This window comes from Pseudomonas sp. A34-9 (assembly GCF_029543085.1).
In the GTDB taxonomy this organism is placed as follows: domain Bacteria; phylum Pseudomonadota; class Gammaproteobacteria; order Pseudomonadales; family Pseudomonadaceae; genus Aquipseudomonas.
The window spans coordinates 4,706,008-4,720,614 of the sequence record NZ_CP119967.1; the positions used below are offsets into that span (position 1 = coordinate 4,706,008).

Here is a 14,607-nt window from a genome sequence, read left to right on the forward strand (position 1 = left end):
TTTTTCCGGTCAAGGAAGCGCGTCATGTCGCAAGCCACACCCAAGGTCTCAGGCAAGCTGTTCGGCCTGTTCTGCCTCGCCAGTTACCTGCTCTCGCTGTCCTACGGCTCGACGTTTTTGCTGTCGCTGTTGATCGGCTCTCGCGGCGGCAATGAGCACGATGCCGGTAGTGTGATTTCGGCGGCGATGCTCAGTACGTTTGTCGCGGTGCTGGTGTCCGGGCATCTGTCGGACTGGCTCGGCGCGGCGCGTTCGATTGCCCTGTTTGGTCTGTTGCTGGTGGCGGCGAGTCTGGGCTTTGCGCTGTCACCGGGATTCGGTCATCTGCTGTTGTTTTTCGGTTTGTTGCTGGGATTGGGTTGGGGTGTTTTCTACACCCTGGGGCCGATCATCGTCGCCAGCCTGGTGACCCCGGCGCAGCGTGCGAAGTATTTTGCCTTGCTTTCCGGCAGCATGATGACCGGCATCGGCAGCGGCCCGTTGCTAGGGCGTGCCGCCAGTGCGCTGGGCTGGCCGGTGACTTCGGCGTTTTATCTGGCTGCACTGGCGAGTCTGGTCGGTGCGCTGCTGTTCTGGCGCCTCGGGGCTCGATTGAAAAGCACCCACGCCACGTCGGCGGCGAAAATCACTTGGCAAGCGACCACTCAGGTGCTCGGTTCACGCGCGGTGTTTGCGATCATCATGGTCGGGCTCGGCGGCTGCGTGTTTGGCGGCCTTTCGAGTTTTCAGACCAGTTACGCGACGGCGCGCTCGCTGGATTATTCGCTGTTCTTCCTCGGCTTCATGAGTGCAGCGATCAGCAGCCGGATGTTGATCGCCGGTTACGTGGTCAAGCGTGATCCGCTGCGCGCTTCTTGCCTGTTGTCGGGGCTGATGCTCGGCGCGATCGTGCTGTTCACTTTCGGGGTGCACAGCTCATTCACCTATTTGCTGGCAGCGCTGATGCTCGGCGTCGGGTATGGCCTGACGTATTCGGTGATCAACGGGCTCGCGGCGAACGAAGCGCCGACCGGCACCACTTCGCAAGCGTTGCTGTTGTTCAGCCTCTCGTATTTTGTCGGCGTGTTCGGCTTTCCGTTGCTGGCCGGGAAAATCATCGTCGAACAGGGCATGGCGACGTTGCTGCTCACGGTATTGGCCGCGGCGTTTGCGAACTGGCTGATCACCGTGGGTCGTCTGCTCTGGCGTCGACTCAATATCAAAACCGCAGCGGCAACCTAGACCGTTCGTCGTTCATCAGGCACCAATCCGCTCAGAGGGCAGACCAACGACAGGTAAGGATTCCAATCACTGGAGAAGCCCTATGATTCCGTCAAGGTTGACCGCTTTCGTATTCAGCGCCCTGCTCTGCCCTGCGGTTTTCGCCGCATCCGCCACCGCTGCGGGTACCGGCCCTACCGACCCGACCCCGCCACGCGCCCCCGCCATCAACAGTGCTCCCGGAATGAACACCGATGGCTCCGGCGTGCCCTTGATCAATCAGCCTCCCGCCACCGGTACTGATCCGCGCACCCAAGGCAGTGACCCGGGTCGTCAGGGCGGGATGAACACCCCCGATGCCCCCGCAACGCCAGACAATGCTGGCCCCGGCATCGGCTCTAAAACCACCACAGGTGGCTCCGGTTCCGAAGGCTCCGGTCAGTAGTTCGCCGACGCGAGCGTCCTATTCAATCCAATGAAGAGGTAACCATGAACGTCGATAAAAACCTGGAAAAAGAAGTCCTCACCCGCCTGCTGCACGCCCACCCTAGCGGACTGGGCAAGGAAGTACTGGACAATTACCGGGGCGAGAAAGTCGTGGCCGGCGCCCTCGCCGCCCTGCAGGATCGCGGACTGATTCACCATGGTCATGTGACCTGCAACGAGGCTGGCGAACATTCGTTGAACCTGCCGATCAAGCTCAGTGCCGCCGGCGTTGAAGCGGCACGCAAGCTGGATCTGCAGTAGTCCTGAGGTCGCTCGCTGCCGATGCGGCGAGCGGCCGAACTTGCACACTAGAGGAGAAATCCCATGCCTCGTGGAAGCAAAGAAAAATACACCGCTGCACAGAAGGCCAGCTAAAACGACAATCCCCCGTAGGAGCTGCCGAAGGCTGCGATCTTTTGATCTTCAAAAGCAAAGATCGCAGCCTTCGGCGGCTCCTGCAGGGAATTTGTGTACGACGCAGATACTAGCGATTCCGGGATGTCAGGCGCCACCGGATTTGCGGATAAATTCATCCACTTCAGCCGCCCCCGGCGAAGTTGCCGGCCCCCAGCGCGTCACCGCCAACGCCGCTGCCGCGTTCGCCCGCTGCGCCGCTTCATGCGCAGACACCCCCCGCGCCAACCCGGCGACAAACACCCCGGCATGGGCATCACCGGCGCCGTTGCTGTCGACGGCTTGCACGGCAAACCCCGGCACATGCCGACGCTCGTTGGCCTGTTGAATCCAGCAACCCTGCGGCCCGTCGCGCACCACCATCAGCACCTCATCGGGCAGATGTACAGCGAGACGATCCAGTGCTGCGCCAATGTCCTCAGCCCCGGTAAACCGCAGCGCCTCGACGCTGTTGCTGGTCCACACATCGATGCGCGGCAGCAACGCGTTCATCAGCGGCGAGTCCGGCGATTCAACCAACGGGCCCGGATCGAACACCACGTTGATGGTCGCCGGCAACGCCAATGTCCAATCGAGCAACGCCTGCGCCTTGCCCTCGTGGAGCAGGCTGTAGCCGCTCAGATAAACGTAATCGCCCGCCTCGGCCGCGACGCTGTTCAGATCGTCCTCGGTGACCTCACCTTCAGCGCCGATATAGGAAATGAAGCTGCGTTCGGCCGACGCATCGGTCAGCGCCACACACAACCCCGTGTCGCGTTGCGCAGGTTCACGAATGCCAATCTGAATGCCTTCATCGTTCATCGCCTGACGCGCCAGATCGCCGAAACGCCCGGTGCCGTGACGGCCGAGATAAACCACCGGCAGGCCATTACGCACGGCCGCCGCCATTACATTGAAACCGCCACCGGCTTCGAAACCGGCCGACTGCGCCAGCACGTCACCGCCAATCTGCGGCAGTTTATCCACGGCCATGACCAGGTCGATGATGACCTGGCCGGTGTGCAACATCTTAGGCATGAGCATTCTCGGTTTGCGCGGCGCGGCGATCTTTCGCCCCGCCCAGTACACAGTAAATGCCACCGGCCACCACGAACGTCACGATCCAGCCAAGACCGTTATGGCCCAGCCACGAGTCGGACAGGAAGCCTTTGAACCAGACGTTCTCGGCGGTGGTGCCGATGGTGGTGAAGCTGAAGCCAAGCACGATGGCAATCGCCCAGGCGCCGAATGCACGCCACTCGATGCCACCGCGATACCAGTAAGCGCTGCTTGGGCTGACGTCGAGCAGGTCTTTCGGGCTGTAGTAGTGACGATGAATCAGGTCGACGACGAAGATCCCGACCCAGGCGGTGATCGGCACCGCCAGCAGGGAAATGAACGTGATGAACGGGCCGTAGAAGCTGTCGGCAATCAGCATGAAGTAGATCGAACCGGCGAAGATCGCGACGATGTCGACCACCACCGCGTAGACGCGTTTGACCTTCAGGCCAAGGGTCAGCGTGGTCAAGCCGGCGGAGTACACCGACAGGTTGTTCGACAGCAACAGACCGCCGAATGCAGTGATCAGGTAAGGCACCGCCATCCAGGTTGGCAGCATGTCGCGAATCGCCACGATCGGGTCAGTCGCGGAGGCGAGGTCGTTGTTGCCCACCGACAGCAGACCGCCGAGGGTGATCAGCAGCACCAGTGGAATGCCCGCACCGAATGCTGCGGATGCAACCAGACGCACGGCTTTGACGCTGCGATGCTGGTAGCGCGACATGTCGGCACCCGCGTTGGCCCAGCCAATCCCGGTGCCGGCAGCCATGGTGCCGATACCGATGATCATTGCGCTCATCGGCGCTGGCGTGGCGTTGAACACCGCGCTCCAGTCGATGGTCGCGCAAAGGAAGCCGCCAACCAGAATGTTCAGCGCACCGAACACGTAGGTCGCCCACTTCTGGATGACCAGCAACGTCGCATGACCGAGGCCGGACACCGACAACGTCAGCAAAACGAAAATCGCGATGAAGATCAGCGTCAGTACCGGCGCACTTTTCGCTTCGACCGGCGAGCCGAACAGGATCGAGCACAGTGACAACAGCACGAATGCAGCGGTGGTGGTGTTGACCGTTTCCCAGCCCAGGCGCGACATCAGCGAGACCAGCGTCGGGCCGATATTGCCGCGCACACCGAAGATTGCTCGCGACAAGGTCAGGCTCGGCGCGCGGCCACGACGGCCGGCAATCGAGATGATCCCGACCACGGCAAACGAACCGGCGGCACCGATGATCGCGACGATGATCGCCTGCCAGATCGCCAGCCCGCGAAACGCGACCAGCGTGGCGCCCAGGGGCAGACCGAGGATGGAAATGTTGGCGGCGAACCAGACCCAGAACAGTTGCAGCGGATGGCCGTTGCACTCGGCTTCCGGCACCGGTTCGATGCCGCGGGTTTCCAGTTGCCCGGCGCTTTGCCCGGCGTTTGATGAACTCATGAACAGTGCTCCTGTTTGCCATTCTTGTGTTTATGGGCAATTCAATAACCCGCACATCTCCTGTAGGAGCTGCCGCAGGCTGCGATCTTTTGATCTTGATTTTGCGGCTGCCTGAAGACTGCTGAAGATCAAAAGATCGCAGCCTTCGGCAGCTCCTACACGGGTGTCCTCAACGTAAGGTGAGGAGTCCTTTCACGAGGGGCTCAAGCTCCAGATGATTGACCGCTTTGACCGTCTCGATCATCTCGGCAGGCCAACTCTCAAGACCCAGGCAGGCCCCGAGCATGGCGCCAAGAATCGCTGCGATGGTGTCAGTGTCGCCGCCCAGGCTGGCGGCCATGCACAGCGCTTCAAACGCGCTCATGTCACCGACCGCCACTTGCTGCGCCAGCGCGAACGAAACCACCACCGACTCCTGCGACGCCACCGAAGTGCCGATCACGTCGTAGAGCAGATCCGCCAGCAGTGCCTTGTCGCTATCGACACTGATGCTGCGCGCCCAACTGATGCGCGAAGCGATACGTCCACCCGCCACCCAGTGGCCATGCGCTTGCGCTTGTTGCGCGATTTGTTGGCCAACGTTCAGCGCCTCGCCCAGGTCCATGCCGTTGATACCGGCAGACACCACCGCCGCCACCGCCGCCGCACTGGAAATCCCCAGCGTGGTGTTGTGGGTCACCTGACAGGCCTGCACCACCGCCGCAATAAAGCGCTCGGGATCGGCAACGTCTGCCGCGATCCCCACCGGCGTGATGCGCATTGCCGCACCGTTGGTGGTGCCGTAGCGCCCGGCTTCTTCCGGCGAGTGGCCGGCGAGAATCATTTCAATGGCGCGTTTGGTCGACGGTCCGAGCAAGTCCTGCGAGCCCTTGGCCTGCATCTCGGCTTCCCACTCGATCAAGCGTTGCGCGAGGATCGCCGGCTCGATGCGGCCCTTGCCTTCGACCAGCAACTCGCCGACCAGAATCGCCTGTTCGGTGTCGTCGGTGATCGAGCCTTTGGGCATGTTCGCGGCGATCGGTTGCAAGGGACCTGCGTCTTGCAGATCGGTGATCTGACCGAAGCGGGTCTTGATGGTTTCGCGGTTCAGCGATTGCGTCGGCATGCCCAGCGCATCACCGAGGGCCAGGCCATAAAACGCACCGAGGGCACGGTTGAGCGCGGTCATTTCGATTCTCCAAATTGCAGGTGCAGACGGAAATGCACCGGGTCGAGCAGGCTTTCGACCAGCTCCATGAAACGGTTCTGGCGGTCGTAGGTGGTGCGCAGGGCTTTGAGGAACACCGTGCCTTGCGCGCGACCGAGCAGTTCAGCGTCGACAGCATTCAGCGGTTCGGCGCCGATCCATTGATCGCCGCGTTCGCCGATGTAGCCGTAGGCAGCCAAGGTGATGGTCAGGGAATTGTCGATCAGACCGACGCGCGGCAGGCTTTCCAGGCCCCCGGTCGCTGGCATCAAAGAGCGTTCGAGGGACACCAGCGTGCCGTCGTTGGAACGTCGGCGACGGTCGAGGGTGATGAATTTTTCTGTGCCGAACCGCGACAGCAGATCGGGCCGGGTCACGGCTTCCAGGCGCAGCACTTCGGTGTTGATCAGCGCACCGCTGTCAGCCAGTGCCTGCGCCCAGCCGCTGCGTTGGTCGAGCGCCACGCCGTCGAACGTGACGATCGAGCCGACGCCGCTTTGTGTGGCGATGTAATTGCGCCGTTTCAGTTCGGCCAGCGCTTCTCGCAGCGTGCCTCGGCTGACCTTGAATTCTTGAGCCAACTGATGCTCGCCGGGCAACAGAAAGCCGTCCTCCATAAGGCCGCTCTCGATGCGCCGGATGAGTTCGTCGACTACCCGTTGTTTCTTGTCAAATCGTACCTGTCTAATCATGTACAAATTGATAACCGAAACGGGTTCGAGCGAGCAAGGGAAATTTAGGGGAAGTGACGGAAGGTTGAAGGTCAAAAGCACCCTCACCCTAGCCCTCTCCCGGAGGGAGAGGGGACTGATCGAGGTGTTTGTTCTACTTACATCGACCTGAAATATCGAGTCGAACTCAGGTTTTGAAAAGCCAGGAGATCTGCTCCCTTTCCCCCTCTCCCTCTGGGAGAGGGCTGTGATCTGGCTTAATGATTCTGGACACCCCTGAAGGGCGTAATCTACGCCCAACGACGAGGTGTAATTTTGACTAGACGGTACTTTTCGACAGATTTCAAACGGGACGCGGCTTGCTTGGTACTGGATAAAGATTATTCAGTAAGTGAGGCCTGCGAAGCGATGGGGGTGGGCCCGACCGCTCTGCGCCGCTGGGTTGAGCAGTTGCGCCAGGAGCGCAACGGCAAGACGCCCGAAAGATCCAAGGCCATGACACCCGATCAACAACGCATTCAGGAACTGGAAGCAAAAATCCGACGGATTGAGCGTGAGAAAGAAATCTTAAAAAAGGCTACAGCTCTCTTGATGTCGGATTCCCTCGATCGATAAGGCTGGTCGAGGAGTTAAGCGAGCAATATCCAAGAACCGAGTTGTGTGGTGTGTTTGGAATCAACCGCAGCAGTTTTTACGACCGGTTGAAACAGGGCACAAAAGTTGATGTTGAACGCGATCGCCTCAAGATCAAGGCTGTTGAACTGCATCAGCAAAGTCGCGGTTCGATGGGCGCGCGAGGCCTGTCAGAGGCGTTGCGTAACGAAAAGGAGTCTGTAGGTCGCTACATGGCTCGTAGCCTGATGCGCGAAATTGGATTAAAGAGCCAGCAACGGCGCAGGCATCGTTACAAACCCAGCGGCGCGGAGGCTCAATACGCCCCTAACCATTTGGAGCGTAAATTCAACGTCGAGGCGCCCAATCAAGTGTGGTGTGGCGACGTGACTTACATCTGGGCGGGTACTTACTGGGTTTATCTGGCTGCGGTACTTGATCTGCATGCCCGACGCATCGTCGGCTGGGCGATGTCCCGAAGCCCGGATTCAGCACTAACCTGTCAAGCCTTGAAGGTGGCTTTCGAGTCGCGAGGACGGCCTGAAAACTTAATGTTCCATTCGGATCAGGGCTGTCATTACAGCAGCAAAATGTTCCGTGAAACGTTGTCGGACATGCGGATAAAACAAAGCATGAGTCGACGGGGAAACTGCTGGGATAACGCTCCGATGGAACGTTTCTTTGGCAGTTTGAAATCTGAATGGATACCCAAGGCCGGCTACCGAAACGAAGACGAAGCCAGTACCGATGTGTTGCGCTACCTGACCCACTATTACAATCGGATCAGGCTGCACAGCCACAACGGTTATAGGACTCCGGTAGCCATGGAGGCCCTGGCGGCATGAGAAATGAACAAAACCCTATAACTGTGTCCAGTATCGTTTGACCAGATCACTGGGCGGGCGGCGTTCCGATGAGGGGCTCTTGATCTTAGCGTTGTTTGAGGCGGTCGATAACGACGGCGAGCAACAGGATCGAACCACGAATGACGTATTGGTAGAAAGTATCAATGTTCTTCAGGTTCATCGCATTCTCGATAATCGCCAAAATCAACACCCCGGCAATCACATGCCGAATCATGCCAATCCCGCCACTCAACGACACCCCGCCCAGCACGCAAGCCGAGATCACCGTCAGCTCGAAACCCTGACCAATCATCGGCTGCCCCGACGTCATCCGCGACGCCAGGATCACCCCGGCCAGCGCACCGATCACGCCGTGCACGGCAAAGATGATGATCTTGGTGCGATCAACGTTCACACCCGCCAACAATGCCGCTTCCTGGTTGCCACCGATGGCCATGGTGTTGCGCCCGTAGGTGGTGTAGTTCAGCAACCAGCCAAAAAACAGAAAGCAGACGATGGTGATCAGAATCGGCACCGGCACGCCGAATAACTGGCCGTTACCGAAGACGAAGAACGATTCCTGCGACACGCCCACCGCTTTGCCGTTGGCAAAAATGTACGCCAGACCACGAACGATCTGCATGGTCGCCAACGTCGTGATCAACGCATTGACGCGCAACTTGGCAATCACGATCCCGTTGATCAGCCCGACAATCAGGCCCATCACCAACGCCGCACTGACACCGAGAAACACGCTGTTGGTATCGCGCATCACCACTGCCGCAACCACACCGGCGCAGGCAATTACCGAACCCACCGACAAGTCGAAGTGCCCCGACGCCAGGCAGTACAACATCGTGCACGCGGCGATCCCGGTGGTGGAAATCGCCAGGCCCAGGCCACGCATGTTCAGCGGCGAGAGAAAGTTGTCGATCAGCAGCGTGCAGGCAATGAAGATGCCGATTGCCGCCAGCAGCATGACCCAGTCATCGAGGAAGCGGCGCATGTCCAACGGTTTGCGCGCGGTCGGCAGGGTTTCGTTTTGGGTTGTCATCATAGTCACCTCTCAGTTCGCCACGCCGTCAGCGCGGTGGCGCGGCAAAGCCAGTTGCAGCAGGTTGGATTCATTGGCCTGGTCGCGGCTGATTTCGCCGCGCAGGGCGCCTTCGCAAAGCACCAGAATGCGGTCGGAAATGCCCATCACTTCCATCAGGTCGCTGGACACCACGATCACCGAAATACCCTCGGCAGCGAGGTTATGGATGATCTGGTAGATCTCCGCTTTGGCACCGATGTCGATGCCACGCGTCGGTTCGTCGAGCAGCAAGACCTTCATCGGCATCGACAGCCAGCGACCGAGAATGGCCTTCTGCTGATTGCCGCCGGAGAGGAATTTGATCTGCTGGCCGGCGTGCGGGGTTTTCACCTTCAGCGCCTTGATCTGTTTGTCGGCATTGCCCTTTTCCCACAAACCGCGAATCAGGCAACCGAGACCCGAATGGGCGCCACGGGCACTGATGTTGATGTTCTCGGCGACGCTGGCCAGCGGGATGATGCCTTCCTTCTTGCGATCCTCCGGACACAGCAAAATGCCCGCCGCAATCGCATCACGCGGTGAGCGCAATTTCAGTTCGTGACCGCGCAGTTCAAGGCGTCCGGCCGTGTTGCGCTCAAGCCCGCTGAGCAGGCGAAACAGCTCGGTGCGCCCTGCCCCGACCAGTCCGAACAGGCCAAGGATTTCGCCTTTGTGCGCCTCAAAACTGATCGGCTCGCGCAGGCCCGGACCGAGCAGGCCGTCGACCTTCAGCGCGACGGCGCCGCGTGGACGGTGGCGATAATCGTAGATGTCCTGAATGTCGCGACCGACCATGCAGGTTACCAGTTGATCGTGGGTCAACTGGCTCATGTCGTCGAAGGTGCGCACGTAGCGACCGTCCTTGAACACCGTCACCGCGTCGCAGATGCGGAACACTTCTTCCATGCGATGCGAGACGTAAAGCACCACTTTGCCCTCGTCACGCAGGCGCCCGATGATCGCCATCAAGCGGTCGATCTCACGGGCCGAGAGGCTGCTGGTGGGTTCGTCGAAGGCAATGACGTGGGCGCCGCGCGACAGCGCTTTGGCGATTTCCACCAATTGCCGCTGACCGAGGGACAAGCGTCCGACCTTGGTTTGCGGATCGATTTCGTCGGCGAGACCTTTCAGGCAATTCAACGCCTGCTGGCGCAACACGCCGCGATTGATCAAACCGAAACTGGCCGGCAGATGGCCGAGAAACAGGTTCTCGGCGACGGTCATTTCCGGCACCAGATGCAGCTCCTGGTGAATCACCGCGACGCCGCTGCCGATGCTGTCAGCGGTCGATTTGAACGCCATGGTCTGTTCGCCGATCTGCAACTCGCCGCTGCTCGGGATATAAGCGCCGCCGAGGATTTTCAGCAGGGTCGATTTGCCGGCGCCGTTCTCGCCCATCAAGGCATGAACCTGGCCGGGATGGGCGACGAAACTGATAGCGTCCAGCGCTTTCACGCCGGGAAAAGTTTTGCCGATCCCGTTGAAACGCAGGCTGCCGCTGGAGCTGTGTTGTTGTGTCTGTACTTGCGCGTGCATAAAGCCACCTCTTCACACCGAAAAACGGCCCGGCTGCCCGGGCCGTCGCGGCATCAGTTCCACAGGCCGATTTTTTCCAGCTCTTGCTTGAAGTTGTCGCGGGTGATCAGGGTGACGTCGTCCATGGCCGTGTACTTCGGCGGTTCTTTGCCGGTGGTGACCCACTCGTACATCATCTCTGCGGTCTTGTAGCCTTCGATGTGCGGGCTTGGCAGCATCGAACCGAAGAAGCCGCTGTTGGGTTTTTTCAGTTCGCCGATGGCGTCGGTGCCGTTGATGCCGATGCCGATCACGTTGGCTGCAGCGAAACCAGCCGCCTCAGTGGCGCGCACGCCGCCGAGCACGGTGTTGTCGTTCATGCCGCCGATGATCAGGTTCTTCGCCGCGCTCGGCAGTTTCACCAGCGCCGAGTTGGTCGCGTCCATGCTGCCCGGTACGTCGAGGGTTTTCAGTGCGGCGAACAGAATGTGATCTTTCGGCATACCGGCGTCTTCAAGGGATTTCACAGAGCCGTCGGTGCGTTTCTTGCCGGTGTCGAGTTCGTTGTAGGTGTTGACCACCGCATAGGTGTCTTTCCAGTCCCAGTTACGCTTCTTCGCTTCGGCGACCATCGCGTTGCCTTGCTTCTGGCCGACTTCGAACGCGGCCATGCCGAGGTACGGCACGTCTTCCATGAACTTGCCGTTGGCGTCGACAAAGCGGTCGTCGACGGCAATCACTTTCAGGTCATTGAGTTTGGCTTTGGCCATGATCGCCGGGCCGAGCGAGACATCCGGCGGGCAGATCACGAAGCCCTTGGCCCCGTTGGCCGCCAGACTGTCGATCGCCGAGAGGGTCTTCTCGCCATCCGGCACGGCGATTTTGATCAGTTCGAAGCCCTTGTCCTTGGCCGCTTTCTCGGCGAAGGCCCACTCGGTCTGGAACCACGGTTCTTCAGCCTGTTTCACCAGAAAACCGATTTTCACGGTATCGGCAGCTAGCAGCGCACTGCTCAGACTGAACGCGGTGACCGCCAGGGCGGTACTGCACAGGGTACGAATCCCGAAACGACGTTTCATAAGCTGACTCCTTGTTATTTTTTTTGAGCAATGTTTTGAAAAACGTTAAAGCAAGTTCCTGCAAAGCCTGTTGAAAATAGTCATATCGTATGATGATTGGATTTCAAGCGGACTTATCCGTGTGAAAGCCCTTCGCTCAGTCGTGGTACATCACCGAGCGACCACCATCGATGGTGATGCATGACGCATTGATGAACGGTGCTTCATCGCTGGCCAGAAACACCGCCGTCATCGCTACTTCGAGCGGCTGACCGATGCGTTTGGGCGGGTGCAGATCGAAGGCGCGCTGACGCTCGGCATGCGGGTCGGCGAAACCGTTCCAGTAATCGACGTTCAGTTGCGTTTCGATATAGCCCGGGGCGATGGCGTTGACGCGAATGCCTTTGGCGGCGTACTCGATGCCGAGTGCGCGGGTCAGGCCGAGCAAACCGTGTTTGGCCACCGGGTACGGGAAGCAGCCGGGAATGATGTGGCTCGAATGGGTCGAAGCGATATTGATGATGCTGCCGACGCCCTGCTCGATCATCTGCGGCAGTACCGCTTTGCAACCGAACCAGGCACCGTCCAGATCGATGGCAAAACAGCGGCGCCAGTCTTCTTCAGTCATCTCCAGCGGATCGCGGAACACGTTGACCCCGGCGCAGTTGACCAGCACGTCGATGCGTCCGTGCAACTCAACGGCGCGTTTGGCCATGGCGAGCAGATCGTGCTGACGCGAGACATCGGCCTTCAGCGCCTGCACGTCGTAACCCTGCTCGCGCCAGTGCGCGGCAACCTGTTCAACCTTCTCGGCCTGGATATCGCTGATCACCAGTTTCGCCTGCTGTGAGGCGAAAGCCGCAACAATGGCTTCGCCAATGCCTTGCGCGGCGCCGGTCAGCAGCACGACCTTGTTTTTCAGGCGCTCGCCCTTCGGCGGTGCGGGCACCGGCGGCAGGGAAAGAGGTTCAGCCATGGATCAGGACTCCTGTTTCGCAGGCACAAAAAAACCGGGCATCTGACGATGTCCGGCCTGGAAGGCAGTTTGAACGAAACAGGCAGGCGTGGCCGACGGCCTCGGGCCGTTGCGAAACGCGGACTCCGCGCGGGAGTGCGATAAACATTCGCTGCATCACTTCACCTGTTTTGTTCTTTTTAAGTGTGAGTGCGTGTTACTGCTGGAGTCGACTATAAACCCGACCGCCAAATAATCTCAATATATAATTTTGCATCCCATATTTTGGGATTTAACCTGCGAACCGCGTACAGAGTTTTCCTGCGACATCCACGCGCATCGACAGCACCGCGCCGTCTAGTGGGTGGTTGTGCGGACTCTTGGCGCTGGTGATGAACAGGGTTTTCAGGTCCTCGCCGCCGAAAACGCAACTGGTCGGGCGACTGACAGGCAGATCGATCCTGCGGTCGACCTGGCCATCCGGCGTCAACCGCAGCAGGCAACTGCCGTCCCAGCGGGCATTCCAGATGTAGCCTTCGGCGTCCATTGCTGAACCGTCCGGCCCACCCTGCTGATCGGGGCCGTACCAGGTTTCAGCGGCACCGAGATTGCCGTCGGTATGAATAAAATAGCAATGCAGCGTGCTGTCGAGACTGTCGCCAAACAGCAGCGTGGTGCCGTCGTCGCTCCACAGCAAGGTATTGGGAATTCCGAGATTACGCAGTAAGGGTGTGACGCGTTGATCGGGATCGATGCGGAACAGGCCACCGGAGCGGCGGATGATCGGCAACTCTTCGCCCTGCTCGCCGAGGTTGTTTTGCATGGTGCCGAGCCACAACCGGCCCTGAGCATCGCAACGTGCTTCGTTAGGGCGATTGCCCGGTTGCGGGTCGGCGATGCAGAACAGCGTCAGGCGTGGTTCGAGACCCGGAGAGTCGAGATCGAGCCGATAGACGCCGCTGCTCAGCGTCACGAGGGCATCGCCGCTGGCGCAGGGGATAAACGCGGAAACGTGTTCCGGCATCTGCCAGATCTGAACGTTCTGGCCGATCAGGCGCAGGGCCTTTTTGCCGGCGATGTCGACCCAGTACAACGCTTGCGTCGGTGCGTCCCAGAATGGGCCTTCACCGAGTTGGGCGCGGTGTTGGGTCAGGGCGGTCCACGGCATATAACGGTCTCCATTGTTCTTGTTTTTACTGTAGGAGTGAGCCTGCTCGCCATCGCGGTGGACCAGTCGAAGCTACTTTGCCTGATACGACGCTATCGCGAGCAGGCTCACTCCTACAGGGGATTTTTGTGTTAGCTGGCTTTTTTGTCGGCCATGACTCTCGGGTAAAAGCGTTTGATCGCCAGGTCTGCGTTATCAATCAGCGTCATGCACGCCCACACGCCCCGTGCGGAATCGCGGGCGGCGATCGCGTCGGCCATGTCTTTATGGATAGGCAGCGTGCGGCGCAGTTCATCCGGGTCGGCGGCGGAGACTTCAAAAGACACCGCCAGCAACGCGCCGAGGGCCGGAACCATTTGTTCGATAAATTGATTGTGGCTCGCGGCGAGAATGCATTCGTGGAAGGACTGGTCAGCGCGGTTGTAATCAATACCGCTGTCGACCGCGCGCTCAAGGGCGTTGTAGGCCAGTTGTATCGCCTGGATCTGCTCGAAGGTGGCGCGCTCGCAGGCCCAGCGCACGGCCATCGGTTCGATGGTGCGGCGCAGGTCGAGCAAGTCATCGACGAAGTTTTCCGGCAGACCATTACGCGACAACCACCCGACGACTTGTGGATCGAACAGGTTCCAGCGCTTTACCGGCAGCACGCGGGTGCCGACTTTCGGCCCCACTTCGAGCATGCCTTTGGCGACGAGGGTTTTGATCGCTTCGCGGATGACCGTGCGGCTGACACCGAGCTGTTCGCCGAGATCGGCCTCGACCTTGATGGTCTGCCCCGGTTTGACCTGGCCAGCGGCGATCCAGCTGCCGAGCCAGTCGACCGTCGACGCGTGAAAGCTGCTGGACATGAACACCTCAAAGCGGATCGCGATGGGTGATCAAGCTAATCATCATACGATTAGGTGTCAACGACAAAAAAAGATCGCAGCCTTCGGCAGCTCCTACA

Annotated in this window: 14 protein-coding genes; 4 read left to right on the plus strand and 10 right to left on the minus strand. The window is 59.8% G+C overall.

What is annotated here, in order from left to right:
- Positions 1-24: 24 nt before the first annotated feature.
- From P3G59_RS20930 to P3G59_RS20940, 3 genes are all read left to right on the plus strand, one after another.
- Positions 25-1,221, plus strand: a complete 1,197-nt coding sequence (locus P3G59_RS20930; protein ID WP_277758807.1) for an MFS transporter — start codon at positions 25-27, stop codon at positions 1,219-1,221.
- 82 nt (positions 1,222-1,303) lie between these two features.
- Positions 1,304-1,645 (plus strand): hypothetical protein, encoded by a 342-nt coding sequence (locus P3G59_RS20935; protein WP_008085503.1) that lies wholly within the window; start codon positions 1,304-1,306, stop codon positions 1,643-1,645.
- Between the two features lie 44 nt (positions 1,646-1,689).
- Positions 1,690-1,947 carry a hypothetical protein gene (locus P3G59_RS20940; protein WP_277758808.1) on the plus strand — a complete coding sequence of 86 codons (258 nt, stop codon included), beginning with the start codon at positions 1,690-1,692 and terminating at the stop codon, positions 1,945-1,947.
- A 240-nt stretch (positions 1,948-2,187) separates the two neighbouring features.
- Here P3G59_RS20940 and P3G59_RS20945 read toward each other — a convergent pair whose 3' ends face one another.
- The 4 genes from P3G59_RS20945 to P3G59_RS20960 all read right to left on the minus strand — a co-directional run bounded on the left by P3G59_RS20945 (position 2,188) and on the right by P3G59_RS20960 (position 6,454).
- On the minus strand, positions 2,188-3,117 hold the full coding sequence (locus P3G59_RS20945) for a PfkB family carbohydrate kinase (protein WP_277758809.1): 930 nt from the start codon (positions 3,115-3,117) through the stop codon (positions 2,188-2,190).
- Positions 3,110-4,576 carry a cytosine permease gene (locus P3G59_RS20950; protein ID WP_277758810.1) on the minus strand — a complete coding sequence of 489 codons (1,467 nt, stop codon included), beginning with the start codon at positions 4,574-4,576 and terminating at the stop codon, positions 3,110-3,112. The genes P3G59_RS20945 and P3G59_RS20950 overlap by 8 nt, the downstream gene beginning before the upstream one ends.
- Positions 4,577-4,745: 169 nt before the next feature.
- The gene (locus P3G59_RS20955) at positions 4,746-5,744 is read right to left on the minus strand and encodes an ADP-ribosylglycohydrolase family protein (protein ID WP_277758811.1); all 999 of its coding nucleotides are present in this window, start codon (positions 5,742-5,744) and stop codon (positions 4,746-4,748) included.
- On the minus strand, positions 5,741-6,454 hold the full coding sequence (locus P3G59_RS20960; protein WP_277758812.1) for a GntR family transcriptional regulator: 714 nt from the start codon (positions 6,452-6,454) through the stop codon (positions 5,741-5,743). Before P3G59_RS20960 ends, P3G59_RS20955 begins: the two co-directional genes overlap by 4 nt.
- Positions 6,455-6,748: 294 nt before the next feature.
- On the opposite strand from P3G59_RS20960, the gene P3G59_RS20965 reads away from it, so the two are divergent.
- A protein-coding gene (locus P3G59_RS20965; protein WP_277758129.1) for an IS3 family transposase occupies positions 6,749-7,890 on the plus strand; the annotation gives its coding sequence in 2 pieces (ribosomal slippage) (positions 6,749-6,998 and positions 6,998-7,890; 1,143 coding nt in all).
- Positions 7,891-7,975: 85 nt separating this feature from the next.
- On the opposite strand, the gene araH is transcribed toward P3G59_RS20965, so the two are convergent.
- The 6 genes from araH to P3G59_RS20995 form a co-directional block, all read right to left on the minus strand.
- Positions 7,976-8,944, minus strand: coding sequence for an L-arabinose ABC transporter permease AraH (gene araH, locus P3G59_RS20970; RefSeq protein ID WP_034155398.1), 969 nt, complete (start codon positions 8,942-8,944; stop codon positions 7,976-7,978).
- A 12-nt stretch (positions 8,945-8,956) separates the two neighbouring features.
- A complete protein-coding gene (araG, locus tag P3G59_RS20975; protein WP_277758813.1) occupies positions 8,957-10,501 on the minus strand; it encodes an L-arabinose ABC transporter ATP-binding protein AraG in 1,545 nt (514 codons plus the stop codon).
- A gap of 53 nt (positions 10,502-10,554) precedes the next feature.
- Positions 10,555-11,559, minus strand: a complete 1,005-nt coding sequence (locus P3G59_RS20980) for a substrate-binding domain-containing protein (protein WP_277758814.1) — start codon at positions 11,557-11,559, stop codon at positions 10,555-10,557.
- Between the two features lie 136 nt (positions 11,560-11,695).
- A complete protein-coding gene (locus P3G59_RS20985) occupies positions 11,696-12,514 on the minus strand; it encodes an SDR family oxidoreductase (RefSeq protein ID WP_277758815.1) in 819 nt (272 codons plus the stop codon).
- A gap of 271 nt (positions 12,515-12,785) precedes the next feature.
- A complete protein-coding gene (locus tag P3G59_RS20990) occupies positions 12,786-13,661 on the minus strand; it encodes an SMP-30/gluconolactonase/LRE family protein (RefSeq protein ID WP_277758816.1) in 876 nt (291 codons plus the stop codon).
- Between the two features lie 131 nt (positions 13,662-13,792).
- Positions 13,793-14,509, minus strand: coding sequence for a FadR/GntR family transcriptional regulator (locus P3G59_RS20995; RefSeq protein ID WP_277758817.1), 717 nt, complete (start codon positions 14,507-14,509; stop codon positions 13,793-13,795).
- Positions 14,510-14,607: the final 98 nt, after the last annotated feature.